Origin of the sequence: Afifella pfennigii DSM 17143 (genome assembly GCF_000688515.1) — a bacterium.
GTDB lineage: Bacteria > Pseudomonadota > Alphaproteobacteria > Rhizobiales > Afifellaceae > Afifella > Afifella pfennigii.
The window spans coordinates 232,579-257,780 of sequence record NZ_JHZK01000003.1; the positions used below are offsets into that span (position 1 = coordinate 232,579).

General features: G+C 65.3%; 26 protein-coding genes and 2 tRNA genes. 17 read left to right on the forward strand and 11 right to left on the reverse strand.

The features are described from left to right. The first annotated feature begins 106 nt into the window (after window positions 1-106). The 3 genes from Q331_RS19945 to Q331_RS0104485 all read left to right on the forward strand — a co-directional run bounded on the left by Q331_RS19945 (window position 107) and on the right by Q331_RS0104485 (window position 1,788). Entirely contained in the window at window positions 107-337 is a 231-nt protein-coding gene (locus Q331_RS19945; protein WP_034490978.1) for a hypothetical protein, read from the forward strand. A gap of 56 nt (window positions 338-393) precedes the next feature. Beyond that, window positions 394-792 (forward strand): helix-turn-helix domain-containing protein, encoded by a 399-nt coding sequence (locus Q331_RS0104480; RefSeq protein WP_156953259.1) that lies wholly within the window; start codon window positions 394-396, stop codon window positions 790-792. Between the two features lie 111 nt (window positions 793-903). Next, a complete protein-coding gene (locus Q331_RS0104485; protein ID WP_026379693.1) occupies window positions 904-1,788 on the forward strand; it encodes a tyrosine-type recombinase/integrase in 885 nt (294 codons plus the stop codon). Between the two features lie 457 nt (window positions 1,789-2,245). Here Q331_RS0104485 and Q331_RS0104495 read toward each other — a convergent pair whose 3' ends face one another. Beyond that, on the reverse strand, window positions 2,246-3,262 hold the full coding sequence (locus Q331_RS0104495) for an AraC family transcriptional regulator (RefSeq protein WP_169738467.1): 1,017 nt from the start codon (window positions 3,260-3,262) through the stop codon (window positions 2,246-2,248). Window positions 3,263-3,529: 267 nt separating this feature from the next. On the opposite strand from Q331_RS0104495, the gene Q331_RS0104500 reads away from it, so the two are divergent. Further along, window positions 3,530-5,128: an arylsulfatase gene (locus tag Q331_RS0104500; RefSeq protein WP_026379695.1), complete on the forward strand. Its 1,599-nt coding sequence runs from the start codon at window positions 3,530-3,532 to the stop codon at window positions 5,126-5,128. 128 nt (window positions 5,129-5,256) lie between these two features. Here the strand turns inward: Q331_RS0104500 and Q331_RS19950 are convergent, their stop codons facing one another. The 4 genes from Q331_RS19950 to Q331_RS0104520 form a co-directional block, all read right to left on the reverse strand. Further along, on the reverse strand, window positions 5,257-6,570 hold the full coding sequence (locus tag Q331_RS19950) for an MltF family protein (RefSeq protein WP_210164906.1): 1,314 nt from the start codon (window positions 6,568-6,570) through the stop codon (window positions 5,257-5,259). A gap of 240 nt (window positions 6,571-6,810) precedes the next feature. After that, window positions 6,811-7,437 (reverse strand): porin family protein, encoded by a 627-nt coding sequence (locus tag Q331_RS0104510; protein WP_245615505.1) that lies wholly within the window; start codon window positions 7,435-7,437, stop codon window positions 6,811-6,813. Window positions 7,438-7,673: 236 nt separating this feature from the next. Next, window positions 7,674-9,647 (reverse strand): multiheme c-type cytochrome, encoded by a 1,974-nt coding sequence (locus Q331_RS0104515; protein ID WP_210164907.1) that lies wholly within the window; start codon window positions 9,645-9,647, stop codon window positions 7,674-7,676. Next, a complete protein-coding gene (locus tag Q331_RS0104520) occupies window positions 9,644-10,615 on the reverse strand; it encodes an HAD family hydrolase (RefSeq protein ID WP_034490987.1) in 972 nt (323 codons plus the stop codon). The genes Q331_RS0104515 and Q331_RS0104520 overlap by 4 nt, the downstream gene beginning before the upstream one ends. Before the next feature lie 400 nt (window positions 10,616-11,015). Here Q331_RS0104520 and pobA point away from each other — a divergent pair, with 400 nt between their 5' ends. Then, the gene (gene pobA, locus Q331_RS0104525) at window positions 11,016-12,200 is read left to right on the forward strand and encodes a 4-hydroxybenzoate 3-monooxygenase (protein WP_026379699.1); all 1,185 of its coding nucleotides are present in this window, start codon (window positions 11,016-11,018) and stop codon (window positions 12,198-12,200) included. Between the two features lie 78 nt (window positions 12,201-12,278). Here pobA and Q331_RS0104530 read toward each other — a convergent pair whose 3' ends face one another. From Q331_RS0104530 to Q331_RS0104540, 3 genes are all read right to left on the reverse strand, one after another. Beyond that, entirely contained in the window at window positions 12,279-13,835 is a 1,557-nt protein-coding gene (locus Q331_RS0104530; protein ID WP_026379700.1) for a PRC-barrel domain-containing protein, read from the reverse strand. Between the two features lie 142 nt (window positions 13,836-13,977). Beyond that, the gene (locus Q331_RS0104535; protein WP_051630539.1) at window positions 13,978-15,111 is read right to left on the reverse strand and encodes an FAD-dependent oxidoreductase; all 1,134 of its coding nucleotides are present in this window, start codon (window positions 15,109-15,111) and stop codon (window positions 13,978-13,980) included. A 20-nt stretch (window positions 15,112-15,131) separates the two neighbouring features. Beyond that, window positions 15,132-15,368 carry a zinc-finger domain-containing protein gene (locus Q331_RS0104540; protein ID WP_026379702.1) on the reverse strand — a complete coding sequence of 79 codons (237 nt, stop codon included), beginning with the start codon at window positions 15,366-15,368 and terminating at the stop codon, window positions 15,132-15,134. A gap of 166 nt (window positions 15,369-15,534) precedes the next feature. Here Q331_RS0104540 and Q331_RS0104545 point away from each other — a divergent pair, with 166 nt between their 5' ends. From Q331_RS0104545 to Q331_RS0104570, 6 genes are all read left to right on the forward strand, one after another. Further along, a complete protein-coding gene (locus Q331_RS0104545) occupies window positions 15,535-16,296 on the forward strand; it encodes an alpha/beta fold hydrolase (protein WP_026379703.1) in 762 nt (253 codons plus the stop codon). After that, entirely contained in the window at window positions 16,289-17,209 is a 921-nt protein-coding gene (locus Q331_RS19955) for an alpha/beta fold hydrolase (protein ID WP_051630541.1), read from the forward strand. The genes Q331_RS0104545 and Q331_RS19955 overlap by 8 nt, the downstream gene beginning before the upstream one ends. 41 nt (window positions 17,210-17,250) lie before the next feature. Further along, window positions 17,251-18,087: a serine O-acetyltransferase gene (gene cysE, locus Q331_RS0104555; protein ID WP_026379704.1), complete on the forward strand. Its 837-nt coding sequence runs from the start codon at window positions 17,251-17,253 to the stop codon at window positions 18,085-18,087. A gap of 116 nt (window positions 18,088-18,203) precedes the next feature. Beyond that, on the forward strand, window positions 18,204-18,416 hold the full coding sequence (locus Q331_RS0104560; protein ID WP_026379705.1) for a DUF3126 family protein: 213 nt from the start codon (window positions 18,204-18,206) through the stop codon (window positions 18,414-18,416). Window positions 18,417-18,574: 158 nt separating this feature from the next. After that, entirely contained in the window at window positions 18,575-18,892 is a 318-nt protein-coding gene (locus Q331_RS0104565; protein WP_156953261.1) for a DUF6949 family protein, read from the forward strand. Then, complete coding sequence (locus tag Q331_RS0104570; RefSeq protein ID WP_026379707.1) at window positions 18,889-19,416, forward strand: gamma carbonic anhydrase family protein; 528 nt, start codon at window positions 18,889-18,891, stop codon at window positions 19,414-19,416. The genes Q331_RS0104565 and Q331_RS0104570 overlap by 4 nt, the downstream gene beginning before the upstream one ends. A gap of 102 nt (window positions 19,417-19,518) precedes the next feature. On the opposite strand, the gene Q331_RS19960 is transcribed toward Q331_RS0104570, so the two are convergent. Then, window positions 19,519-20,169, reverse strand: a complete 651-nt coding sequence (locus tag Q331_RS19960; protein ID WP_084174750.1) for a transglutaminase-like cysteine peptidase — start codon at window positions 20,167-20,169, stop codon at window positions 19,519-19,521. A gap of 214 nt (window positions 20,170-20,383) precedes the next feature. Beyond that, window positions 20,384-21,046: a PilZ domain-containing protein gene (locus Q331_RS19965; RefSeq protein ID WP_084174752.1), complete on the reverse strand. Its 663-nt coding sequence runs from the start codon at window positions 21,044-21,046 to the stop codon at window positions 20,384-20,386. 225 nt (window positions 21,047-21,271) lie between these two features. On the opposite strand from Q331_RS19965, the gene Q331_RS19970 reads away from it, so the two are divergent. The 3 genes from Q331_RS19970 to Q331_RS0104595 all read left to right on the forward strand — a co-directional run bounded on the left by Q331_RS19970 (window position 21,272) and on the right by Q331_RS0104595 (window position 23,300). Continuing rightward, window positions 21,272-21,982 carry a rhomboid family intramembrane serine protease gene (locus Q331_RS19970; RefSeq protein ID WP_034490989.1) on the forward strand — a complete coding sequence of 237 codons (711 nt, stop codon included), beginning with the start codon at window positions 21,272-21,274 and terminating at the stop codon, window positions 21,980-21,982. Between the two features lie 151 nt (window positions 21,983-22,133). Further along, window positions 22,134-22,682 (forward strand): hypothetical protein, encoded by a 549-nt coding sequence (locus tag Q331_RS24030; RefSeq protein ID WP_051630543.1) that lies wholly within the window; start codon window positions 22,134-22,136, stop codon window positions 22,680-22,682. A 198-nt stretch (window positions 22,683-22,880) separates the two neighbouring features. Beyond that, window positions 22,881-23,300, forward strand: a complete 420-nt coding sequence (locus Q331_RS0104595; protein ID WP_026379708.1) for a BA14K family protein — start codon at window positions 22,881-22,883, stop codon at window positions 23,298-23,300. Here Q331_RS0104595 and rlmB read toward each other — a convergent pair. After that, window positions 23,297-24,109 (reverse strand): 23S rRNA (guanosine(2251)-2'-O)-methyltransferase RlmB, encoded by an 813-nt coding sequence (gene rlmB, locus Q331_RS19980; RefSeq protein ID WP_034491065.1) that lies wholly within the window; start codon window positions 24,107-24,109, stop codon window positions 23,297-23,299. The two genes, Q331_RS0104595 and rlmB, sit on opposite strands and share 4 nt — an antisense overlap. 188 nt (window positions 24,110-24,297) lie before the next feature. Here rlmB and Q331_RS0104605 point away from each other — a divergent pair. The 3 genes from Q331_RS0104605 to Q331_RS0104615 form a co-directional block, all read left to right on the forward strand. Further along, window positions 24,298-24,382, forward strand: a tRNA-Tyr gene (locus Q331_RS0104605). Between the two features lie 14 nt (window positions 24,383-24,396). Beyond that, window positions 24,397-24,470, forward strand: a tRNA-Gly gene (locus tag Q331_RS0104610). A 203-nt stretch (window positions 24,471-24,673) separates the two neighbouring features. After that, the coding region (locus Q331_RS0104615) for a GTP-binding protein (protein WP_026379709.1) at window positions 24,674-25,202 on the forward strand (529 nt) is incomplete at its 3' end.

Consider the following 25,202-nt stretch of genomic DNA (forward strand, 5'->3'; position numbering starts at 1 on the left):
CCTACACAATAGGAAAGAAATCCTAGACAGCGATCAATCAGATGTTTAGATGAGGTGTAACGTCCCCTCATGGGGCCGTTAACGTTCCAAAATTCAGGAGGAAAGCGTGGATATTTCGAGTTCAGCGTCCGCCGATGAGACGCCGACGACCCAGGAGACAATCCGCGAGGTCACGCTCACAATCGAGTTTTTGACTACCGCGTTGCGAGCGCTGGTGGATGGGCATGATCCCAGCGGAGAGATGGTGCGTTCCCCGCTACTGTGGGGGCGCGCGAAATTGCGAGACCTCGTCAGCGAACATTTGAAGAGCAAATCTGACATCTCAACAAAGTGGTAGCGAAAGAGGTATAATTCCGCTACTTTGTCGAGACATAATCTCGGAAGGAGCAGGAAGTGCGTTCAGAAGGAGGCCATGAGCGAAAAGCGATCCTCGACGCCGTAGTCAGGGTCGTCCAGGAGATGCGGCAGTTTGATCCAAAGATGGAGATGGGCCAATTCTTGGTCTACCTCCTTGTCGCTGAGAACCCCGGGATCAAGATGACAGACCTTGTTTCCGCCACGGGGCTTTCTCGCTCCGCTGTCTCTCGTAACGTGCTTGCTCTTTCTAAAGAGACATACCGGGAGGACGGAGGAAAGAAGCTTCCCGGACATGACCTCGTGACCGCGCTCTCCGACCCGTTCGACGCGAGGGCGAAGGTCGTCGCCCCTACGAGGCGCGGAGAGTGGTTGGCGGATCGTATCATCGACGCGATCAAGAGAGGAGTGAAGATATATGGCGAGAAGGCGGGGTAGCCGCTGGCTGGCGGACGTTCGGGGCGCAGATGGCGTTCGACACCGCCCGACGTTCGCGACTGAGGCTCAGGCCAAGGCTTGGGAAGCTGCCGCCCGTCTGGCAGTGGACGAATGAGACCTCTCCCACCAACCAAGACCGGCCGGTCTGGGAACCGGGACATATCTACGCTGGGGGGGCTATTTGAGAAGTGCCGCCGAGAGACCTGGGAGCAGTCCAACTTCCGGTCCACTTCTACGGCGTTAAGGAACGCCCGTACCGTACTGGACTACTTTGGGAGCAACAGGCTCGCCCAGGATATCACCGCAGGCGACATTAGCGAGTTCCGAGCGGAGCTGGCCGACGCTGGACTTGCCCCAGCCACAATCAACCGGAAGTGTGCGGCGTTGTCGTCAATGCTGGGTGTTGCTCGGGAGGAGGGGGTGATTGACAAGGTCCCGAAGATCAAGTGGGCATCCGAGGAGCAGACCCGCTTCCGCTACCTGGACGACCAGGAGGAGAGGGCCCTTCTCGCCTACTGGAAGGGACATGGCGATCAGGATATGTACGACCTGTGCGTCCTCCTAATTGATACCGGCGCCAGATGTTACTCGGAGATGATGGCCGCCCATTGGGAGTTCTACGGTCAGGACTTCGTCTCCGTGACCTTCTGGCATACCAAGACCGGCAAGCCCAGGACCATCCCTCTGACAAAGCGTAGCAGGGAAATCCTTAGGCGCCGTAAGGGTATCTACGGGAACCACTCGGGCCCCTTCACGATGGTGAACAAGAACACCATGCGCCACCGCTGGGACCACATGCGGTCGGTGCTGGGGTTCCACGACGTGACCCCCCACACGCTGCGGCACACCTGCTGCACCCGGCTTATCCTTGGGGGCGCTGACGTGAAGCGTGTCATGACCTGGATGGGACACCTCTCGATTGCCACGACGATGCGCTACATGCAGATTAGGCCAGACGACCTCAACAGCTTGATCGGGCTACTGGAGGCGGCGTGATGTTCGCGCTTCTTTACGCCCGGCTCCTGCCTCGCTAGGACGGGCTCCCTGGACAACGGGGAGGTTCTTGTCGTGAAGATTCTAGCCGGAATGGTGGCCGCAGCAATTGTGGCTGCTGGGGTTCACCTCTACCAGAAGCGCAAGGAGCGTAGACAGCGGAGCTAGGACGCCGAACTGTATGATGAGACTGTGCCCACAGGTGTGCCCGGCGGACACTTCCTGTGGCCACCTCTGAGTGAAGAGCCTAGGTTTTCTGCGGGGTTTGAGCGCTCCCTGTGGACTTAAAATCCCTCGGCCGAAAGGCCATGCGGGTTCGAGTCCCGCCGCCCGCACCAGCTTCCTGCCGATTTCCCGGCGCATTTGCTCGCGGCGTTGCCTGCCGTGTGGCTTGGTGCGGGCGCCGCGTCGGCGCCGAAGGCGGCTCCGAATGGCTTGACGGGGATGCGGCGAGGCCTCGTCAGCCAGCGCGCGCGGCCATTCTTTGAGCCTCGCGCAGCGCGCTCGGCGACTGGCCGGTGATGCGGCGGAAGGCCCGACTGAAATTGGCCGAGTCGCTGTATCCAAGCGATAGCGCGATGTCGGTGATGGAGATCTGCGTCTCCGACAGAAGGGCGGTCGCCTTCTTCAGCCGCGCCCGGTCGAGCAGCTCGCGATAGGAGGCGCCGCTGCGGTTCAACTCGCGCTGCAGGCTGCGCACACTCGTCCCGGCGAGGCGGGCAATGCTGTCAATCTTGGTGGAGCCTTCCATCAAGCCGACGACGAGAAGCGCCTCCAGTTCCGTCAGCGGGGTCGCCGTGTCGCGCAGGGTGGCCTCGGCGAAGACATCGCAAGCGGTGAAGGCGGCGCCGATGCCGACAGGCGTCGCTCTCGGCGCATCAAGCGATTCATCGGCGATGGCGAGCGCGACCGTTGGGCGGGCGAAATGCCATTCGGTCGGAAGCAGATCCTCCAGAACGTTGCTGCCGCTCATGCGTGGATAATCGACGCCTACCCGCGTTGGCTGCCAGCTCGGCCCGAGATATATGCGCACGAAGCTGATCATCGCCGGCAGCACATGGTTGGAATGCTGCGCAGCTTCGCCATTGCCGCAGCGCGGGTTCCAGTAATGCCACCACGTGGCTTTCCCGTTGCCTTGAAGCGAAAAACGCGTGCCCGTCTGGTGCAGCGGCAGGGCCGTGGCGAGCCGCGTGATGCCCTGGCGAAGGGTGAGCCCGCTTGCCGCATAGGCCGCCCACAACCCATAGGATTGGGGCGTCATCGCCAACCCCACGCGGAGCCCGAAACCGCGATCGCCGGCTTCGCGTGCCGCGCATTCGAAGAGCCCGTGCAGCGCGGCTAGCGGAACCAGACAGGCGGGATTGTCGATGAGGGCGAGTGGTAGACCTTGTGCCCGGAAGACGCGCTCCACGGCCCGTGTCCCCGCCGCCTCCTCCAGAAAGCTCGGCAGTGGCCCCATCCCGACCGCATGTGTCATCGGTATTGGCCGCGAAACCATGTGTGATTTTTGGATGACTGGCGTAAAATGACAAGTCTGAAGTGTCTCAAATGAAAGAACATCTTTCGGCGAGCGCATCCGGCGAAGAAGGTTTCCGGCGTGCGAAGTCTACGGCCGGCGGAAAATCTGAGTGGATCGACAATCGCTTGCGAGGCTGTGGAGAGATTCTGCGTGATGCCCTCATCTGTGTGGGAACGTCGTCGGAATCGAACGATCAACGAAAAATTTATCATCCGGGAGGGAAAAATGGGTCGCGTAAGACCGATGACGCTTGGCGTCTTGACTATTGCGGCAACAGTCGTTGCTGCATCCGGCGCGCTCGCCCAGGAGGGCGAGAAGCCGAACATCCTCGTCATTTGGGGCGACGATATCGGCCAGTCGAACATCTCCGCCTACACCAAGGGGCTGATGGGCTATCGCACGCCCAATATCGACCGCATCGCCGAGGAAGGGATGATCTTCACCGATTATTACGGCGAGCAATCCTGCACCGCCGGGCGGTCATCCTTCATCATGGGCCAGTCGGTCTTCCGCACCGGTCTGTCGAAGGTCGGCCTGCCCGGCGCCGAAGAGGGCATGCAGGTGGAGGACCCGACCATTGCCGGCCTCTTGAAAGGGGAGGGCTACGCCACGGGCCAGTTCGGCAAGAACCATCTGGGCGACCGCGACGAGCATCTGCCGACCAATCACGGCTTCGACGTCTTTTTCGGCAACCTTTATCACCTCAATGCCGAGGAAGAGCCGGAGAACGAGGATTACCCGCGCGATCTGGTGCTACCGAGCGGAGAGACCTTCCTGGAGCGCTTCGGGCCGCGCGGCGTCCTGCGTTCCAGCGCTAATTACGGCGCCGACGGCATTACCCAGGACATCGAGGATACGGGGCCGCTCACCAAGAAGCGCATGGAGACCGTGGACGACGAAACCTCTGCCGCAGCCATCGAATTCATCGAGGAGAAGACGGCTGAGGGCACGCCCTGGTTCGTCTGGTGGAGCGGCACGCGGATGCATTTCCGCACCCATGTCAAGGAAGAGAACCGCGGCATTTCCGGCCAGGATGAATATTCCGACGGCATGGTGGAGCACGACCGGCATATCGGCTTGTTCCTCGAAAAGCTTGAGGAACTCGGCATCGAGGACAACACCATCGTCTTCTACTCCACCGATAACGGCCCGCATATGAACACCTGGCCGGATGCCGGGATGACCCCGTTCTGGTCGGAGAAGAACACCAATTGGGAAGGCGCCTGGCGGGTGCCCGCCATGGTCCGCTGGCCCGGTAACATCGAGCCAGGCACCGTGACGAACGAGATCGTCCACCATATGGACTGGCTGCCGACCTTCCTCGCAGCTGCCGGCAATGGCGACGTCAAGGAAGAGCTTCTGGACGGCGTGACGGTCGAGGAGATGGGGCGCGACTACCGCGTGCATCTGGACGGCTACAACCTCCTGCCGCTCCTGACCGGCGAGACGCAGGAGAGCCCGCGCAAGGAGGTCTTCTATTTCTCCGACGACGGCGACCTGATGGCGCTGCGCTACTCCGACTGGAAGATCACCTTCCTGGAGCAGAAGGCCTGGGCCACGTTCCGTGCCTGGATGGAGCCGCTGACGCCCCTGCGCGTGCCGTTGATGGCCAATCTGCGCCGCGATCCCTACGAGAGGGGCTACCGCACCTCGAATACCTATTATGACTGGATGCTCGATCGCGCCTACATGCTGGTGCCGGCACAGCAATACGTGGCGAACTTCCTGGCCACTTTCCAGGAATATCCGCCGCGTCAGGAGGCGGCCAGCTTCAGCCTCGACAAGGTGATGGAGATGCTGTCGAAGCCGGCCGGCACGCAGTAGCCGTCCTTACCTCTTCAGCAAGCAAGACGGCCGCCCCGGCCTCGGTGCCGGGGCGGCCTCTTGCATTCCGGTTTCCCGGCAGGACGGCCCGGGGCGGTCACGCAACGTCCATGGCTTGGCGATGGCGTTTATTCGACCGCAGGGCCTTCGTGCATGGAGCGAAAGCTGATGTAGTAGCGGTAGATGTTGCGTACATAGCGCACAGGCTCGCTACCGACTTCGCGCGCAACCTCCCACTCAACGCCGCCGAACCAGATATTAGGGTCTTTGGCCTGTCGGCGCAGGCGGGCGATGCGATTGGGCCCGGCATTATAGGAGGCAAGCGCGAACAGGATACGATTGATTTCGTCGAGCTCCGGATCGGCGAAATGCTGGTCGGCGATATAGCGGAGATACTTCACGCCCGCATGCACGTTGTTCTCGGCGATGGTGATGTCGGCAATGCCGACGCTTGCGTCGCGTGCGGTCGAAGGCTTGATCTGCATCAGGCCGACGGCGCCGGCCCTGCTGACCAGGGATTGGTCGAAACGCGATTCCTGATAGGCTTGGGCCGCAACGAGCAGCCAATCGACGCCGTAGCTCTTGCCGTAAGTCTCGAAAAGCTCGCGCAGCTTTGACAGTTGCCGGCGGTTTTCCGGCGCATTGGCGCGCCGAAGCCACTCGGTGCTCTCAAGATAGCGCTTGAAGAGGATGTTGCCGAGCAGGGTTCCCTTCCGCGTCTCGGCGATGAAGGTATTCACGGCGGCGGCAAGCTCAGTGCTCTCCTTGCGCATCGCCCAACCGATCTTTCCGCCCTCGCGCAGGGCGACGTCATGCACCTTCAGCCCATCGAAGAATTGTAGCCAGAAGGGCAGCTTGTGGTCGTCGACGACGATCGCCGGGATCAGGCCCGCATGGACCATCTCCAAAAGATCCTCGTCCTCCAGGGCCTCGTCCGCCGCAACGATGTCGATCGGCGTCGCGCCGGAGGCGGCGAGCGTCCGATTGGCGGAAAGAAGCGAGGTATAATAGGAACTGGACGGGCGAACGTGGATCTCCAGGCCGCTCAAGCCTGCGGTGTCCGCCACGTCGGAGATATCGCTCCCGGTGACGAGCCGTTCCGTCACGTCCTTCAGGATCGGCTCGGAGAAGTCGACCAGCTCGCGGCGCTCCGGGGTGATCGTCAGATTGCCGACGGCGATATCGCCACGACCGGCCACCAGATCCTCAAGCAGCCTGTGGCGCGCTGTCGGAATGACGATGATGGCGGTACGCTCGATATCGCGGCGGCCGGCATTCAACCGCTTCTCGAACTCGCGCACGAAATCGAGGGCAAGTCCGCGGAACTTGCCGCCATCCAGGAACAGATAGCTGCGGTTGAAGGGGACGAGCATGCGAATGACGCCGCGCTCGCGCATGCCGTCGAGGTCGCCGGTCCATGGCTCCGCCAAGGCCTCGCCCAAGGCTTGCGCGGTCTCAAGCGCCAGCGCGGGACGAGGCTGCCAGAGCCACGCCAGGGCCGCGCACAACAGAACAAGTGGCAGGAGCGCGCAAGGGCGCGGCCGTAACGCGCCGTGCGTGCGCCCGATTGCCGGCGCCGTCGTCAGGGCATGTTCGGCACGCATCGCTCACCACCCCCCCCCCGCGCGCAAACCGTCTGCGCGGCGTAGCCAGTAGGCGACCTTCCTTGCCAGAGGCTGGCCTCAGAAGCGGAAGACGCCGCCCACGATAGGTCCGTGCTGGACGACATCGAACCTGAAGCCGCCATCCTGATAGTCGACGCTGAGTGCGCGATAGCCAGCCACGGCGGAGATGCTGTCGTTGAAGCTGTAGCCGACGCCCCCCATGACGTCCCAGACGAGATCGGACTGCCCGGCGCCGATGAGGCCCCAGCCGGTCAGATAGACTTGCGGCGTCAGCGAGACGCGGGCACGCGCGCCGCCGAGCGCATCGAACCAGGTGTCGCTGTCGGTGCGCGAGACGCCGCCCAGGAAGCCGCCGGTGAAGGACAGCTTGGTCTCCACCGACATCATCTGCGCGCCGGCAAGGACGTCGACGGTGAAGGTCTCGTTGGAGAGAACCTCGTAGCCTCCAAACAACGACCAGCGCAGCATCTCGCTGCTGACGCCCGCGCTGGTCGCCAGGATGCCGAGGGGCGTGGCTCTGTCGATGGAGAGCTTGGAGTAGTTGAAGTCGGAGAGAAGCGAGAGCCGGTTATAGCGCACCTCGCCAAGCAGCATGGCGGCAAAGTCCAGATTGGAGAGGATGTCGGAGAACGACGCATCGACCTCGACGGTCGGCAGGCCGAACTGCGCCAGCTTCCCGTTCATCGATATTCCCCAGAGGTAAGGCGCGATGGCAAAGGTGACCTCCGGCGCGCTCTCCACCGGCTGAAGCGGAGCAGAAACGCTGGGCAAGTCAGCCGCGCGCGCCGCGCCGGAAATTGTTAAAGCGGCCGCGGCCGCTGCGAGCAAATGCCTTCTCATTCCTGCCTCCATCCCCCAGTTTGGCTCGCCTGTCTCCATGTGGTCGGCATCATGAGCGCAGTCGATTAAGTTATCCGCCATCACTGATCTGTCGACGAACTCAATTGAGGCTGCATCATCTCAAGTGTCTTATTTCCCGGATTGAAGGAAATTGCATCATCCAAGGTGCGTTTGGCGTCATCAATTTTCCCAAGTGTTGCCAGAATGCGTACAGTCATGATCCACGCATCGAGCTGTTGCGGGTCAAGACGAGCGGCCTCGCGAAAGGCCGCAGCCGCGGCCGGCCCCTGGCGCAGGACCAGGGCAAGACCGCCGATCGCCATCTGAGTTTCGGGAAAATCGGCTTTCGCCGCGAGACTTCGGCGCCATTCCGCCATTGCCCGTTGAAGGCTGTCGGCGATGGGCGGCGGCATGTAGGCGACGGGCAGGTCGAGCAAAGCCCGCGCCGTGGCGATGCGAACGGTGCGGAACTCATCGCCTAGCAGCGGTCGTAGCCGCTCGAAACGCTCCACCGGGGGCGCGCCCCGCTGCAAGGCGACAGCGGCCTCGCGCACCAGGGGGTCGGCATCGCCAAGCCGTGCCGCCGAGCGCTCGGCGATGGTGGCGTTCGCGACCGGGCCGAGCAGGTCCAGCGCCGTGGCACGGACGATGCCGGCTTCCTGCGCGTCGTCGGCGATCTCTAGCAAGAGATCGACGACGGAGCTCGGCTCCTCTCGCCCGGCGGCTATCGCCTCAGAGAAATGCGGCCCGCGGTAGCGACTTTCGGGGAAGCGGCTCTCCAGCTCCGCGGCGGCCCAGGAGGCTTGCCGGTCGCTATGGCAATCGGTGCAGGCATTGGGCGCCCCCGTCGTCTCGGTGAGATCGGGACGCGGCACGCGGAAGCTGTGATCGCTGCGCCAATCGATGCCCATATAGACGCGCTCCACCATATGGCAGCTGGCGCATTGGGCGCCTTCGCTGCCTTGTTCGTGGAAGTGATGCGAAGGGTCGTCGTAGAGCGCCTTCCTGAGCGTGGGGAAGCGAGGGTTGCCGGCGGGCGAATGGCACTGCACGCAAAGTGCGTTGCCCTGCGCGATCCGCGTCGTCGCATGTGGCTCGTGGCAGTCGGAGCAGGTGACGCCCTGGCGATACATGCGCGACTGCAGGAAGGAGCCATAGACATAGACCTCGTCGAGGATGCTTCCGTCCGGGTGGTAGAGTCCCTCGCGAAAGAGCGACAGGCGATAGGAATCATGAAAGGGCGTGCCGGGGAGGGGAGAGCTGTCCTCCACCGGCTCGCGCCGCGAATGGCAGCCGGCGCATTGCTCAATTTCGGTCGCTTGACCGCCTTTGGCGAAGTCGATCACAAGACCGCTCGCCGTCAGGCCGGGAAAGCCGTCGCGGTCGTAGCTCTCAGGCGCTTCGGCCCAGGCCGCATGCGCCTCGCCGGGGCCGTGGCAGGCCTCGCAGCCGACGCCGATCTCCGCCTGCGTGCTGGCGTAAGAGCGCGTCGCAGGCGCATAGTTCTTCTCAAAGCCGGTGGCGTGGCATTCGGCGCAGCGCCCGTTCCAGTTCTTGTACGGCCCGGTCCAGTGCAGGCCGTCGCCGGGCGGCAGTTCGGCGTCCGGATAGAGGTGATACCAGCGCTTCTTCTCCACGTCCCAGACGACGTCGAAGCTCTGCAGGCGCCCGGGCTCCGTCTCCAAAAGATACTGCTGCAACGGCGCGATGCCGGCAACGGAATGCACCTTGTAGTCCCGCTGCGACCGGTCGGTCTCCGTCACCGTGACATAATAAGCCCCGTCTTCGATGCGGAAGCGCGCCAGCATTCCCTTATGCGAGAATTCGGTGCCGTCGAAGTCGGCCACCACCGTATCGGGGCCCGGCCGGGTCCAGGCCAAGGCGTGATGCGACCCGGCCCAGGCGGAGGCAGCGTCCTCGTGGCACGCGGCGCAGGCTTGCGAGCCGATATAGGCGGGCGCTTGGGCAAGAGCGGGGCTGAGCTGCGCCACGGCAAGGAGCAGCCAGCAGGCGAAGCTGGCAACGACTTTGCGCAGCTTGCCCCCGATGCTCACGGCCAGATCGTCTTCCAGTCCTCGGCCATGTCGATCACCAGCCAGCCGCGTTCGTCCGCCTCGTCGAGGCCGCGCTCCAGCCGCCCGATATGGCTGTCGCGATCATAGGCCCATTCGCGCTCGGCGTCGGTATGATGGACGATGAGGCCGAAACGGGGGCCGTCTCCGGCTGTCGTCCATTCGAGCATGGCGAAATCGCCGTCGGAATTGCCGCCGGCGAAGATCGGCCGCTTGCCAATCTGGCTGTCGATGGCGACGGGCTTGCCCTCCTTGTCGTCGATGAAAGCGATTCCGGGGTCTTTCATCAGGACAGGCGTGCCGTCGACGACCGCGTAGCTGGTCTTGCCGGCGCTGCCGATGACCTGGGAGGTCGGGATGCCGTAGGCGTCCTCGGTGAAGGCGCGCATGAAGTGCACGCCGCCGCCGGAGGTGATGTAGGTCTGAAAGCCCTCGTCGCGCAGATAGCTCAAGAGCTCCAGCATCGGCTGGTAGACCATCTGCGTGTAAGCCCGTCCCGTCTTGGGGTGCCTGGCCGTTTCGAGCCAGGCGCGTACCTCGTCCTGAAACTGCGATACGCTCATGCCGCTGTGGGTCGTGGTCACGAGCTCCAGCAGCGCTTCCTTGCCGCCGGCGAGAAAGGTCTCCATGTCGCCGGCCACCGCGGCCTTCAGCGTATCGCTCGCAGCCACTGAAGGGTCGTCCTTCGCTTTTTCCCGCAAAGTTTCGAGCGCAAAGAGGATCTGGAAATAGGCCGGCTGCTCCGCCCAGAGCGTGCCGTCATTGTCGAAGACCGCGATGCGGTCGGCGGGGGTCACGTAATCGTCGGAATCGGGGTCGGTGACGCGGTTCACGAATCCGACGATCTCGGTCTTGGCGTCTGTGTCGTTCCAGGACGGCAGAGGATCGGCAAAGGTGGGTGCGGCAATCAGCGAGACGCCAACGGCAAGCATGACGGTTCTGACGAGCATAGGCGGGCTCCCTTCTCAAGGAGCCAAGGGGGAGGCTCCCGGGCGCCATTTAAGCGGCTTTGTCCGTCCAAGCCTTATCATTTCACGCCAGGATTGTGGGGTGGAAGATCAACGGCCCGCGATGGCGGGGCCAGCCCATCTATCGCGCAGCGAACGCGGCCTTTCCGGCGCGGCGGCGCTCGCTCAGGCCAAGGCCGAAGCCGGCCAGCGCGAGAAGTCTCTTGCGAAGGGCGGCGCGGCAGGGACCAATAGGCGGGCATTGGAAGAGAGGCGAGGCACCGGGAGACAGCGTTGTGGCGGTTGGCGAGCGAGGCGGTGGAACGATACCGGGGCGGCGACAGCGGCCGGCTCTGACAAGGGCTCTCGCGCGACGGGCTCAAAAGACGGCGGGAACGCGCCCATGACCCGGCCGGCGCGGACCCAGGTCGCCATCATCGGCTCCGGCCCCGCCGGGCTCCTGCTCGGCCGCCTCCTGACACAGGCCGGCATCGACAACATCATCCTGGAGCGGCGCTCCAAGGACCATGTCCTCTCGCGCATCCGCGCCGGCGTTCTGGAAGAGGGCTCGGCGCGCATTCTGGAAGATGCCGGCGTCGGCGGGCGGATGCGCGAAGAAGGCCTCGTCCATCACGGCATCGACATCGCCTTCGGCGGCGGGCGCCATCGCATCGACCTTTCCGGGCCGACCGGCGGCAAGGGCGTCATCATCTACGGCCAGACGGAAGTCACGCAGGACCTGATGGACCGGCGCGAGGCCGACGACGCGCCGACCTTCTACGAGGCGGAGGATGTCGCCATCTCCGGCTTCGATCGGCATATGCCGGAGACGCGCTTCATCCATGAGGGGCGCGCACATACGCTTCTGTGCGATTTCATCGCCGGATGCGACGGCTTTCACGGCGTCTGCCGGCCGAGTGTGCCGCAAGGGGCGCTTGATATCGCCGAGCGCGTCTACCCGGCCGGCTGGCTCGGTCTTCTCTGCGAGACGCCGCCGGTCTCCGGGGAGCTCATCTATGTGCGCCATGGGCGCGGCTTCGCGCTCTGCTCCATGCGCTCGCCGACGCGCAGCCGCTACTATCTGCAATGCGCCGCGGGCGAGGACGCGACGGCCTGGTCCGACGAGCGCTTCTGGGAGGAGCTGAAGCGGCGCCTGGACCCCGAAACCGCCGCCGCCCTCGTCACCGGCCCTTCGATCGAAAAGAGCGTCGCGCCGCTGCGCTCCTTCGTGGCCGAGCCGATGCGCTTCGGCCGGCTGTTCCTCGCCGGCGATGCGGCGCATATCGTCCCGCCGACCGGCGCCAAGGGACTGAACCTGGCGATCGGCGACGTGCACTACCTCGCCGAGGCCCTCATCGAGTATTATCAGGAGCGCTCCCAGCGGGGGCTTGAGGCCTATTCAGAGCGGGCGCTGGCGCGCATCTGGCAGGCGGAGCGCTTTTCCTGGTGGATGACCTCGCTGTTGCACAGCTTCGCCGATACGGGCCGCTTCGCCCAGAAGCTGCAGGATGCGGAGCTCGCCTATCTCGCCGATTCCAGAGCCGCACAGGCGGCGCTGGCGGAGAACTATGTCGGCCTGCCCCTGTGAGGAGGCAGCGCGGGGCACAAAAAAGCCCGCCGAAGCGGCGCTCCGGCGGGCTTTTCGTCTGGCGTTCGGCCGTGCGGCTTAGCGCGCGTCCTCATAGGCCGGCGCCTGATCCAGTTCGTCCTCGCTGGCGGAGATGGAGTAGCGGGTCTCGCCATTCACATCCTTCTGGACGTTAAGCCGGTCATATTCGACCGCGACCGGCTTCTCGCCGATGCCGAGGAAGCCGCCGACATCGATGATGACGGCGCGCACATCGCCCTGACGGGAGACGATCACATCGCCGATCTCGCCGACGCTCTCCTCAGCGCTGCCATACACGGTGGCGCCGAGAAGACGGTCGGCGCTGGTGCCGGAGGCCTGCCCGCCCTGCATGGCGCCGCTTCCGGCGGTCTTGGCGGCCATGTCGCTTTTGCCGGCAGGATCGGCCTGCGGCTGCTTCTGGGCGGTGGTGGCGCCGCCCTCGGCCGTCGCAGCTTCACCGCTCTGGCCGGTCATGGCCGTCTCGGCCGTCCTGTCGTCGTCCATCCCAGTGCTGGCGAGACGATCCGCCTCATAGAGCGAAGCGTCGAAGGGCTGAGCCGCTTCCAGCTCGGCGCGGGTCATCGGGACGGTGAGGCGCGTCTCCTCGCTGTCGGGGCGCTCTACAAGCTCCACCCGATCGAAGGGAACGGCGACGGGCTTCTCGCCAACGCCGAGGAAGCCGCCGACATCGATGACGATTTCTTGCACGGTGCCGGAATCGGACAGGATGATATCGTCCACCTCGCCGACGCTGATCTGCTGGTCGAAGGCGACCTGACCATCGGCGCGGGCCGCTTCGGTGCCGGCGGTTTCAGTCGTGGCCTCATCAGTCATGCCCTGGCCGGTCGCAGTCTGGCCGGTGTTCGCGGTGCCGATGTTCGCGGTGCCGGTGGCGTCCGTCGCAGCGCCGCCCGCGCCCGGGACCATCCGCTTGGCCGTGGAGGAATAAACCTCGCGGCCCAGCCACTCGCTGATGCGCGTCTCGTCGTCCTGGGACTGGAGGAAAGCGACGTTCTCTTGGCCGGCATCGGTCGCGGTGGCGTCCGTCTGGGCGGCGTCCTTCTGGGCCATCTGGCGCTCAGCGTCGCCCTGCGGCTCGCTCGCCGTATCCATGGCGGTGCGGTTCTCGTCCGCCTGGCCGTCCTGCATCTGCGAGTAGATGCGCTGGCCCTCGCCTTGCTCGAATGCCGGAGCGTTCTCCAGAGCCTCCCGGGTGGTGTTCAAGACGAGACGCAATTCGCCGCCCTGATCCTCGGTGACCTGGAATTCCTGATAGGGAATCGCCACGTCGCGCTCGCCGAGGCTGAGGAAGCCGCCAACGCCGATGATGGCGGCCGTGACGTCGCCGTTCTCATCGAGAACAAGGTCGTTGACATCGCCGACCGTCTCAGCGTCGGGCGAGGCGGAGGAATAGACCCTCTGGCCCATCCACTGCGAAGCCAGGTCCTCGCTGGCATCGGCACGCGTCATCACCTTCACGCCGCCCTGGGCGGTGGTGTCCTGGGCCTGCATCTGCTGCTGCTGCTGGGTGTTCTCGGCCGGCTGCGTCTGTGCCATCGCGCCGGTCGTCAGAAGCGCGGCAATTGCCGTACTCGCCATCAAGCTGCGGATCATGTAAGTATCTCCTTGCATCTTCGATGCTATCAAGGCCGCGCGGTTGACTTTGGCAGAAGAGGCCGCGCGGCCGTTACGGGGCCACAACGTCGGCTCTGCTTCTCAGTTCCGCGAAAATGCCTCGCCAGCAGCAGGCAAATGCTTAGCCAGTAAAGGAATATAGCCAGTCCTGGCGGCGCATGAGCAAGGCGCCCGGCAGGGAGGAGAGCACGAGATTGCGTGCCTGCGCGGCCGGCCCGAACATGGCGTAAACCCTGAGGTTCGCTTGCGCCATCGCAGCCACCGCGGCGATGCGCTTTCGGCGCGCCTCCACATAGGCCGACAGCCGCTCGGCAAGGGGGCCCGGGCGCGAAATCGCCCAGGCCAGCGCGACCGCATCCTCGATGGCCATGGCGCCGCCCTGCGCCGCGGTCGGAAGCATGGCATGGGCGGCATCGCCGATGATGACGGTGCGCTCGCCCGTCCAAGGGCCCTCCGCGTCAACCGTGCTGAGCGTCCATGGCAGCCATTGGGTCACCTCGTCGACCAGCCCGACAAGCGCGGCGATCTCGCGCGCGCCACCGGGAAGGGTCGGCCGGACGGTGCGATCAATCGGCCGCTCGATCGCCACCAGATTGAGGCGCGCGCCACGACGGATCGGATAGTGCACCATGTGCCAGCCGGGGCCCATCCACACGCAGGTGCCGTCTCGCGGCAGCCATTCCGGCGCCGCTTCCATGGGAATGGTGGCGCGCCACGCCACATAGGCGGAGGGCGCCGCCTCCCGCCCGTGCAAGAGACGCCGGCGAATGGCCGAACGCAAACCGTCGGCGCCGACGAGCAAATCGGCTTCCTCGCGTTGCCCTTCCGCCAGGAAGGAGATGCTATCCGCTTGCGGCTCGATGTCGGTCACAGCCTTGCCGAGACGCAGCCGCACGCTCTCCTCCTCGCCAATGGCAGCGGTGAGCACGTCCTGCAGATCGGCGCGATGCACCAGCAGATAAGGCGCGCCATAGCGCCGCTCGGCCCAATCGCCGAGAGGCAGCGAGGCGAGCTGGCGCAGCTTCCTGCCGTCGCCAAGGCGCAGGCATTGCGGCGCAAAGGCGATGGCTCGAATCGGCTCGCCGAGGCCCATGGCGATCAACAGCCGCGAGGCGTTGGGCGAAAGCTGGATGCCGGCGCCGACCTCCTCCAGACGCTCGGAGCGTTCGTAGAGCGTGACCTGGGAGCCGGCGCGGGCAAGGGTCAGCGCGGCGGTCAGTCCGGCAATCCCGGCACCGGCGACGGCTATCCGCATGGTAGTGCCGTTATCGCCGCTCAGTCCTGATAGACGGATTGCGGCGGCTTGGCCTGCGTCGGTTCCAGCGAATCGTCCCAGCTGTAGAGGGTGGAGCAGTAGGGGCAGACGATCTCCGTGTCGTCGCCCATGTCCAGAAAGACGTGCGGATGGTCGAAGGGGGGCAACGCGCCGATACACATGAACTCGCGCGACCCGATGGTCACGACCCGAACCCCGTCGGTGTTGTGAAAATGCGGCACCACGCTATCGGCCATTGAACCTATCCATCCTTGCCTTCTGGCGAGGCCGCAGCATAGGGACAGGCGCCCTCAGGGCAATCCCGAATTTCGCGCATCTCGGCTTTGCGTTGACCACATGGCGAGCAGGCGGCTAGAGCATTGCCCATGCTTACCTTCACGTCAATTTGCTGCGCTCCATCCCGTGCCGACCTTTGAAGCGTCCGATGGCGTTCGTCTGCGCTTCGAGGATCGAGGCGAGGGCCCGCCCATTCTTCTCATCCATGGCTTTGCGTCCAATCGCCGGGTGAACTGGGACGAGACGTCCTGGATCGAGGCGCTCAGCGAGGCCGGCTTCCGCGTCCTGGTGCCCGATTTGCGTGGCCATGGCGAGAGCGACAAGCCGCGTGAGACCTCCTCCTATGCGATGCGGCGTATGGCGCAGGACCAGTTCGAGCTGCTCGACCATCTTCGCCTCAATCGCATCGTCGCGATGGGCTATTCGCTCGGCGGCCGGATCGCCGCGCATATGGCCGTCTTCCATCCGGAGCGCATCGCAGCCCTCATCATCGGAGGCCTCGGCGATCAGCTCACCAAGGGATTGCCGCAGGCCGATGCCATCGCCGCCGGCCTTCGCGCACCGAAGGCGGCGGAGGTGGAGCATCCCCTGGCGGCGGGATTCAGGGCTTTCGCCGAGCGCACGGGCGCCGACCTTGAGGCTCTCGCCGCCTGCATGGAGGCCGGCCGGGCCAATCTGACGCCTGCCCAGCTCGCCGGCCTCGACATGCCCGTTCTCATCGCGGTCGGCGAGGAGGACGAGGTGGCGGGCGATCCGCAGAACCTCGCCGAGATGATCCAAGGGGCGGAGCTCGCCCTGATCGCTCGGCGCGATCACATGAAGGCCGTCGGCGACAAGGCCCACAAAGCCGCCGTGTTGAGCTTCCTGGAGCGGTTGGGGCATGGCTGAGAATATCTTCGCCGGCGCCGAGGGCATCCGCCTCGTGGCGGACCGGTTTGGCGAGAGCGGGCCCGCGGTGCTTCTCCTACATGGCGGCGGGCAAACCCGGCATGCCTGGCAAGGCGCGGCCAAGCGGCTGGCCGGGAAGGGCTTTTGCGCGATCGCGCTGGACCAGCGCGGCCATGGCGACAGTGCCTGGCACGAAGCCGGCCACTACGCCTTCGCCGATTTTGCCGCCGATCTTGCCGCCGTCGCCGAAACGGTCAGGGCAGAAGAAGGCCGGAAGCCCTTTGTCGTGGGCGCCTCTCTCGGCGGCATCGCCGCCATGCTGGCGGCCGCGGAAGGCGATGAGCCGCCCTTCGCCGGCCTCGTCCTCGTCGATGTGACGCCGCGGCTGAAGCCGGAGGGCGTCTCGCGCATCAAGGGATTCATGCGCGAGCGCAGCGGCAAGGGGTTTGCGACCGTGGAGGAGGCGGCGGAGGCCGTCGCCCGCTATCTGCCGCACCGCAAGAGGCCGAAATCGCTGACGGGGCTCAAGAAGAACCTGCGCTTGCGCGAGGATGGGCGCTACCACTGGCATTGGGATCCGCGCTTTTTGGAGGGCCCGCGCCCGGTCGACGCGCATGCGGTTGAGGAGCGGCTGAAGGAGGCCTTGCGCCGGCTTGCCATCCCGATCCTGCTGGTGCGCGGGGCGCGCTCGGAGCTGGTGGAGACGGAGCATGTGGAGGAGTTTCTTAGCCTTGCCCCGCATGCGCAGGTGGTGGATGTGAGCGAAGCAGGGCATATGGTGGCCGGCGATCGCAACGATGTCTTCGCAGGCGCGGTTCTCGGCTTTCTGACGCGCCTTGCCCCGCCCGCGCAGGCAGGCGAGAAGACGGCCGACGCATCGGCACTGGCCGAAGAGGTAGCGCGCGCCACATAAAGGGAACACCGGCGCGCTTGGCACAGATGAAGGAGCAGGCCATGGTTGGCGAGCAGAGCCGTGCAGCCCCGAGCCCGAATGCCCTCGATCCCGTCTGGGTACAGCTTCGACGCGAAGCGGAGGACGTGGTGGAGCGCGAGCCGGCTCTTGCCGGCTTCATCTATTCCAGCATCCTCAATCATACCCGCCTGGAGGATGCGGTGGCGCACCGCGTTGCGGAGAGATTGCGCCATGAGAGCGTTTCCGGCAGCCAGATCGTGCGCGGCTTCGCGGCGATGTACGAGGACCGCGCCGAGCTCTCCGAGACGCTGCGCATCGATCTCGTCGCCGTCTATGACCGCGACCCGGCCTGCGAGCGCTTTATCGAGCCGGTGCTCTACTTCAAGGGCTTCCATGCCATCCAAGCGCATCGCCTGGCGCATTGGCTGTGGGAGCGGGGCCAGAAGGACTTCGCGCTCTATCTGCAAAGCCGCTCCTCGGAGGTGTTCCAGGTCGACATCCACCCGGCTGTGCCTATCGGACGCGGCATCTTCATCGACCACGCCACCGGCATCGTGATCGGCGGCACGGCCGTCATCGAGGACGATGTGTCGATCCTTCAGAACGTGACGCTCGGCGGCACCGGCAAAGCCTCCGGAGACCGGCATCCGAAAATCCGCCATGGCGTGCTGATCGGGGCCGGCGCGGAGGTGCTGGGAAATATCGAGATCGGCCATTGCTCGCGCGTCGCCGCCGGCTCGGTGGTGCTGAAGCCCGTGCCGCCGATGAAGACGGTCGCCGGGGTGCCGGCCCGAATCGTCGGCGAGGCCGGCCGCGACGAGCCCTCGCGCGCCATGGACCAGTTGCTGCGCGAGGCGAGCGACAACGGCGAATCCTGATCGCAAGCCGGGCAAAGGGGGTGTGGGCGCCAGCGGCCGCGCCGATTGCGGGCGAGACGGTTGTGCAGCGCCTCCCGCTGTGCAAGGAGAGGCGCACCAAGCCCTAGGAAGAAGCGTTGAGCATCGAAGAACTCAAGAAGCTGCAGGCCTATTTGCGCCGTCTCTTCGGCAACGAGACGATTACGGTGAAGGCCCGCCCACGCAAGGACGATTCGGCCGAGGTTTTCATCGGCGATGAGTTTATCGGCATCATCTTTCGCGACGACGAGGATGAGGATCTGTCGTACAATTTCTCCATGGCGATCCTGGAAATCGACCTGACCGACTGAGCGCCTGATCGCCTGACCTGCGGGTATCCACGGGCCATTCCGACACATTAACGAAAAATCGAACGATGAAGTGGGTGGCGCTGCCGCCCCGCTTGTCTGCGCGCGCCCGCGCGGATAACCTCGCGATAGGTTAATAATGCGTAAACGGGATGGGCGCCGTGTCGGAGTTGCAAGTGCTGGTGTTCTGCGCGGTGACGGGTTTCGTTGCCGCCGCGACGGTCGCAAGCTTCTATCAGTGGGTCACTTCGCAGCCTGCCGATTTCCGCATCACCGCCTATTCCTGGAGCGCGCTGTCGGTGACGGCATTGCTGTGCGTGGCGGCCGGGCCTTTCATCGTCGCCCAGCGCGTGCGCGCGGCGCTGGCCTCCGAGGGCACTAAGCTCGTTCCGGTTCTCTTCGGGCTCGCCGTTTGCGGATTGTGGAGCGTTTGCGCCGGCACGCTCTTCCTCAGCCTGTTGATCGTCGTTTCGGCATGAGCCTCTTCCAGCTCGGCGAGCGCCGGCCCTCGCTTCCGCAAGAGGGCCGCTATTTCATCGCGCCCAATGCCAGCGTCATCGGCGATGTGCGGCTCGGCGAAGATGTGGGCGTCTGGTTCGGCGCGGTGCTGCGCGGCGACAACGAGCCGATCACGCTCGGGGCGCGGACGAATTTCCAGGATCTTTCCCTCGCCCATACCGATCCGGGCTGTCCCTGCACGGTGGGCGAGGATTGCACCATCGGCCACCGCGCCATCCTGCATGGCTGCACGATCGGGGACGGCACGCTCGTCGGCATGGGCGCAATCATCCTCAATCGCGCGCGCATCGGCCGCTTCTGTCTCATCGGCGCCGGTGCGCTGATCACGGAAGATAAGGAGATCCCCGATTTCTCGCTGGTCGTCGGCGCGCCGGGCAAGGTGGTACGCACGCTGGACAGCGAGGCGCAGGCGCGGCTGAAGGCCTCCGCCGACGGCTATGTGGCCAATGCCGCCCGCTTTCGCGAGCTGTTCGGCGAGATTTGAAAGGCCCCGTCAAGTTCGGGGCCGGCCCCTTATCGGAAGCCGGCCCCTGAGCCCGGTCTCGGACGGGGAGAGTGGGGACGCGACCGGGCCTTTCCCAGTTTCTCAGCGCAGGCCGGCAGTCGGCGCGTCGAGGCGCCAGCGCGTGTCGTCGACGGCGACCCAGCGCATCGGATCGGAGACGTCCTGCCGCTTGACGTAGCGATATCCCGTCTCGCTCCACAGGCGGATGGCATCGAGCTTGTTGTCGAGGATGAAGTCGCCGCGATCGGTGCGCACGACGAGCACGGCATGGCCGTCGCCGACCTCGTCGAAGACGACGGAAACCAGCGTGTTGGCGGTCGACCAGCCAAGATCCACCAGCCGCTTGCGCTTCATGAGGACATAGTCCTCGCAATCGCCGTAGCCGTCCGGCAGTGTCCAGACCTCCTCGGCGCCGTAAAATTCCTGATCGGTGACGGGCTTAACGGCCCGATTGACCTCGGTGTTGATGCGCGTCAGCTGCTGCCAGCGCGCTTGCGTCAGCACCATCGGCTCGCTCGTGCCGCGCGCCTGGCATTCGGCCGGAAAGCTGCGGCAGAAATCGCGATGCCCGATCGGCGGGCTGGCCCGGCGCCCGGTATGCATGACGGCCTCGTTGGTCTCCATCGGATGATGGGTGACGGAGGTCGTGCGCAGGCTCGTCTGCGCCGTCACCGGTGCCGTCACGACCAAACAAAGGCCGAGCGCGGCCCATCCCATTCTTTTGAACTGCATGTTGTCGTCTCCCCGTTTCCAGGAAGACTAGCGGGACCAGATTAGAGCCGGGCTAAGTCAAAAGCTCGGGTTTTCGTTGTCGTAGCAAGCACTTGTTTACGCAGATGCAAAACGCCGAGGGGCGCGCAAACGCCTCGCTTGCGGCCAGGCGCGTGGCCGTGCGGCAGAAAGGTTTCGGGATGGGGGAAGCGGGAGGAAAGGGGAGCCTGGCCGCTCAAGCGAGCTGAGAGCCGTTCTCGTCCGGCTGGTCGAAGAAGTGCTCTTCCTTCAGGACGCGCTCGATCTCGCCCTCCGACATGATGCGCATGAACTCGATGGCGATACCGTCGGAGAAATGGCGCACGACGCGTCCGCCGAGCTTGCCGAGGCGCACGCGTGAGCCGATGGGCGGGCGGGCCGTCACGGCCAGCGCCGCGCCCGTCTTCGACATGTCGATGATCTTGCAGTCGATCTCGCGCCCGTCGGGCAGGATGGCGCGGGCCTCGGTCTTGCGCGGCACCTGCCGCGGCGCCCGCCTTCCGTCGCGCAGGTTCTGAACGTTGCGACGGTTGAGCCAGGTCAGCGTGTTGGCCAGCTTCTCGCGCTTGCGCGGCGAGGCGGTGATGGTGATGGCAAAGCCGTCGTCGGAATGGCGGGTGATGATGCCTTCGATGCGGCCGATCTGGTCGGCGTAGATGATGATCCGTTCGCCGATCTCGCCCCTTTGCGGGCTGACGATCGCGGCGCCGCTGGCGGAGACGTTGCGCAACTCGCAAGGGTGCTCACGCGTATCGGCGAACATGCAGCGGCCGAGCAGGCTGACCTCGAACCGGTCATGGTTCCGGCGATCAGGCGAGTCTGCAATCTTAGATTGCTGCGCGGTGGGGGCTGCGGACATCACTCATGCACATAACGCGTTGTGACGACGCTAGCACGACACAAGTTAACCGTGTGTGTAAATGCGTCGCATCCGCGTTGAGAGCGGTAAGGTGGGCCGGGCTCGTTTTTTTCGCGTCTCTCGCGGCCAGGCTTGCCATGTGGGCAGCGAAGCGCTTGATGGCCGGCGGCGCTGCGCCTATCTGCGGCGGCCCGCCTTTTTGGAACAGCCTCAACTCAAAAGCCCATGGATCAGCGCGAGCGCATCTTCAATCTCCCCCGCGTCATTGTCTGGGTCGCGGGGATATTGTTCGCGATCCACCTTGTGCGGGGCTTTCTGCCCTACCAGAGCGGCGTCACCGTCCTCATCCTGTTCGGTTTCATACCGGCGCGCTTCGGAGAGGCAGCCGCGTTTCTTCCAGGCGGCGAGGCGGCGCGGCTGTGGACGCCGCTCACCTATGCGCTGCTGCACGCCGATTGGATGCATCTGGGCGTCAATCTTCTCTGGATGCTGAGCTTCGGCAGCGCCGTGGCACGGCGCTTCGGGGCGGTGCGCTTTCTCGGCCTTTCGGCCGTCGCCGCCATCGCCGGGGCCTTCGCCCAGTATGTCGCCATGCCGGGCGACGAGACGCTGGTGATCGGAGCCTCCGCGGCGGTCTCCGGCGTGACCGCGGCGGCGGCGCGTTTCGCCTTCGCGCCCGGCGGGCCGCTGGCCGGGGGATGGGGCAGGGGAGAGGGTTTCCTCATTCCCGATCCCGGCCTCAGGGCGAGCCTGCTCAACCCCTACGCGGCCTTCTTCATCCTCGTCTGGTTCGCCATCAACCTGCTGTTCGGGGTTGAGAGCATCGTGCCGGGTGCCGACGGCCTCATCGCCTGGCAGGCGCATATCGGCGGCTTTCTGGCCGGGCTGTTCCTGTTCCCGCTCTTCGATCCGGTCGGTCGCGCGGCGCCTCGCTGAGCGAGGATCGGCGCGCGGGCGCTTTCACGGCCGGCGGGCGCGGCCGGGAGTGGCCGGCAGGGAACGAAGCCGTCTGTCGATCATTAGGCATAGACGGGAAGTGGCGCCAGAGGGGGGCGCGGGCTCCCGGACGGCGTAAAGGAGTTCCGCCATGATCCGCAGAGCAACCGTGTCGGTTGTGATGAGCCTCGCCTTCGCGGCGAGCTCTATGCCGGCACTTGCCGAGATGCCCAGGGCACCTGCAGCGCTCGGCAGCAATCTTTCTTCCGTTCCCCTCGTCCAGGTCGGGGAGCGACGTATCGCTCCCAATGCCGTCGGTGGCGGCGTATCGGTCTATAGCGGCCCGGCCTACCGGTCGGCTTCCTATTACGGTGGGCGCCGCTACTACGGAAGGCACTACTATCGGCCCCGCTATTACGGACGCGGCTATTACCGGCCCTATTATCGGCCCTATTACCGCGGCTACGGATATGGCGGCGACGTCGCCGCCGGCATCGTCGGTCTCGGTTTCGGTCTGGCGCTCGGCAGCGCTATCGCCCAGCCGCGCTACTATCATTACCGCCCCGCGCCGGCCTATGGCGGCGTCTGCCGGCCCTGGACCCCGACGTGGTACGCGCGCTGCTCGCGCTTCAAGACCTTCAATCCGCGCACCGGCTATTACTTCTACAAGCCGGGCAAGCAGCGCTTCTGCCCGTGCTGAGGCGGGTGAGAAGAGATGCGGAAGTGTGGCGTGGGGCTCTGCCACCGCCGCGCGCCGCGCTGGCGGGGAGACGGGTCGCGCTATGCGCAAAGCAGCGCCTTAGAATCGGCAGGGAAGGGGGCGAAAGCTCCCCGTGGGGAATCGAAAGCGCGGCCGAGCTTTGATGGCCGCGCGGAAGCAGAACGTGGAGGGATGACCATGTTGAAGCCAAGTTTTCTGACCGGGCTCGCCCTTGCGGTGGCTGTGGCCTCCTCGGCGGCGATCATGCCGACGCCGGCGGAGGCCAAGGACGGACGCAACGCGGCCTTCGCCGCCGGCATCGCCGCCGGGGCGATCGGCCTTGGAGCCCTGGCGGCGGCCAGCCGCCCACGGGTGCACTACTACCAGGGCAACACCTACTATTACGATCGGCGCAGCGGCTACTATTACCAGCGGCCGGTGGTCTATGCCCCGCCCCCGCCGCCGCCTGTCGTCTATGCGCCGGCCCCGGTCTATGCGGCGCGGCCGGCACCGTGGACGCCGGAATGGTACGCCTACTGTGCCTCCAAATATCGCAGCTTCGATCCCGCTTCCGGCACCTTCCAGCCGTATCGCGGGCCGCGCCAGCTCTGCCGCTAGGCGCTTGAGGCCGTGCCGCGGCGGCTTGCCTCGTAAAGGGCGATCGCAGCGGCGTTGGAGACATTGAGGCTGGCGATCGGCGGGTGCGTCGGCAGGCGCACCAGCCGGTCGCAGGCCGCCTTGGTCTTTTCGCGCAGCCCCTTGCCTTCCGCGCCGAGGACGAGAACGAGGCGTTCTGGCAGACCGTCTTCGCCGAGCCTGTCCTGCGCCTCGCCATCGAGGCCGAGCAGGAAATGGCCCGCTTGCCGCAGTTCCTCCAGCGCCTTGGCGAGGTTGCGCACGCGCACCAGTGCCACATGCTCCAGCGCGCCGGAGGCGGCCTTGGCCAGAACGCCGGTCTCCGGCGGGGAGTGGCGTGCCGTCATGACAATCGCGCCGGCGCCGAAGGCGGCGGCGGAACGCAGTACCGCGCCGACATTGTGCGGGTCGGTCACCTGATCGAGGGCAATGAGCAAGGGCAGGGCGGCGACGTCAGCCAGATCCGGCTCCGGCAGAGGCTCGCAGATAAGCGCCGCGCCCTGGTGGACGGCATCGGCGCCGGCGAGGCGGTCGATATCGCGCACGCTTACCGGCTCAGGCCAATCCCGGTCGGGCAGCATCGCGGACAAGCGATGGAGTGCATTGGCCGTGGCGAGCAGGCGATGGACGCGCCGCGCCGGGTTGCCGAGAGCCTCGGCGACCGTGTGGATGCCATAGAGGATAGGAGCCTCGCCGAAAGGCTGGCGGCCTCTGGCGGCGCCGCCCGCGGGACGGCGGCGAGGGCCGGAACGCGGCGGATGCGGTTTCTTTTTCTTTGGAGGAGCGGACATGAAGGGGGTCTTTGGCATCACCGGGGCGCGCAGGCAATGGCTCTCGGCCAACCGCTCCATGGCGATCGGTTCCTCCTCCACGAGCCGTTGACAGGCGGCGGCGGCGTCTGCATATACGCCGCCACTGGAAGCACCGGAACGGTCGCGGTGGCCAAGCCCACACGACCCATGCATCGCAGGCTGCATCTGGAGGGGTGCCCGAGTGGCTAAAGGGGACGGGCTGTAAACCCGTTGGCTATGCCTACGTTGGTTCGAATCCAACCCCCTCCACCAGCGATGCGGCGCATGCGGGTATAGCTCAATGGTAGAGCAGCAGCCTTCCAAGCTGAATATGCGGGTTCGATTCCCGCTACCCGCTCCAGAAATCGATTCCTTTCCTGTCGCATTCGCATTACCGCGGCCGCCCGGGAAGCGACCGGCGGGCGGCGCCGCCAATCCGGGATCGGCCCGGGATCGGCCCGGGATCGGCCTGGCGAGATGTGACGCCGGGGCCCTTGCGCGCCGCGACTTTGCAGCGTAGTACCCCCGCCGAAAATCCCGTCCAACCCCTCCTGGAAGAGCGAGATGGCAAAAGAGAAGTTTTCGCGCACGAAGCCGCATTGCAACATCGGGACCATTGGTCACGTTGACCATGGCAAGACGACGCTGACGGCGGCGATTACGAAGTACTTCGGCGAGTACAAGGCGTACGACCAGATCGACGCGGCGCCGGAGGAGAAGGCGCGCGGCATCACCATTTCCACGGCGCATGTTGAGTACGAGACGGAGAACCGTCACTACGCGCATGTAGATTGCCCGGGCCATGCGGACTACGTGAAGAACATGATCACGGGCGCGGCGCAGATGGACGGCGCGATCCTGGTTGTGTCGGCGGCGGACGGCCCGATGCCGCAGACGCGCGAGCACATTCTTCTGGCGCGTCAGGTGGGCGTTCCGGCGCTGGTCGTTTACATGAACAAATGCGATCAGGTGGACGACGAGGAGCTGCTTGAGCTTGTGGAGCTTGAGGTTCGCGAGCTTCTGTCGTCCTACGAGTTCCCGGGCGACGACATTCCCGTAATCAAGGGCTCGGCGCTGGTGGCGCTTGAGGGCG

Coding starts and splice junctions, on each gene's coding strand:
- Q331_RS0104485 (WP_026379693.1), top strand. CDS start 904: ATGAGACCTCTCCCACCAACCAAGACCGGCCGGTCTGGGAACCGGGAC.
- Q331_RS0104495 (WP_169738467.1), bottom strand. CDS start 3,262: ATGACACATGCGGTCGGGATGGGGCCACTGCCGAGCTTTCTGGAGGAG.
- Q331_RS0104500 (WP_026379695.1), top strand. CDS start 3,530: ATGGGTCGCGTAAGACCGATGACGCTTGGCGTCTTGACTATTGCGGCA.
- Q331_RS0104510 (WP_245615505.1), bottom strand. CDS start 7,437: ATGAACGGGAAGCTGGCGCAGTTCGGCCTGCCGACCGTCGAGGTCGAT.
- Q331_RS0104520 (WP_034490987.1), bottom strand. CDS start 10,615: ATGCTCGTCAGAACCGTCATGCTTGCCGTTGGCGTCTCGCTGATTGCC.
- pobA (WP_026379699.1), top strand. CDS start 11,016: ATGACCCGGCCGGCGCGGACCCAGGTCGCCATCATCGGCTCCGGCCCC.
- Q331_RS0104530 (WP_026379700.1), bottom strand. CDS start 13,835: ATGATCCGCAGCTTGATGGCGAGTACGGCAATTGCCGCGCTTCTGACG.
- Q331_RS0104535 (WP_051630539.1), bottom strand. CDS start 15,111: ATGCGGATAGCCGTCGCCGGTGCCGGGATTGCCGGACTGACCGCCGCG.
- Q331_RS0104540 (WP_026379702.1), bottom strand. CDS start 15,368: ATGGCCGATAGCGTGGTGCCGCATTTTCACAACACCGACGGGGTTCGG.
- Q331_RS19955 (WP_051630541.1), top strand. CDS start 16,289: ATGGCTGAGAATATCTTCGCCGGCGCCGAGGGCATCCGCCTCGTGGCG.
- cysE (WP_026379704.1), top strand. CDS start 17,251: ATGGTTGGCGAGCAGAGCCGTGCAGCCCCGAGCCCGAATGCCCTCGAT.
- Q331_RS0104570 (WP_026379707.1), top strand. CDS start 18,889: ATGAGCCTCTTCCAGCTCGGCGAGCGCCGGCCCTCGCTTCCGCAAGAG.
- Q331_RS19960 (WP_084174750.1), bottom strand. CDS start 20,169: ATGCAGTTCAAAAGAATGGGATGGGCCGCGCTCGGCCTTTGTTTGGTC.
- Q331_RS19965 (WP_084174752.1), bottom strand. CDS start 21,046: ATGTCCGCAGCCCCCACCGCGCAGCAATCTAAGATTGCAGACTCGCCT.
- Q331_RS19970 (WP_034490989.1), top strand. CDS start 21,272: ATGGATCAGCGCGAGCGCATCTTCAATCTCCCCCGCGTCATTGTCTGG.
- Q331_RS24030 (WP_051630543.1), top strand. CDS start 22,134: ATGATCCGCAGAGCAACCGTGTCGGTTGTGATGAGCCTCGCCTTCGCG.
- Q331_RS0104595 (WP_026379708.1), top strand. CDS start 22,881: ATGTTGAAGCCAAGTTTTCTGACCGGGCTCGCCCTTGCGGTGGCTGTG.
- rlmB (WP_034491065.1), bottom strand. CDS start 24,109: ATGTCCGCTCCTCCAAAGAAAAAGAAACCGCATCCGCCGCGTTCCGGC.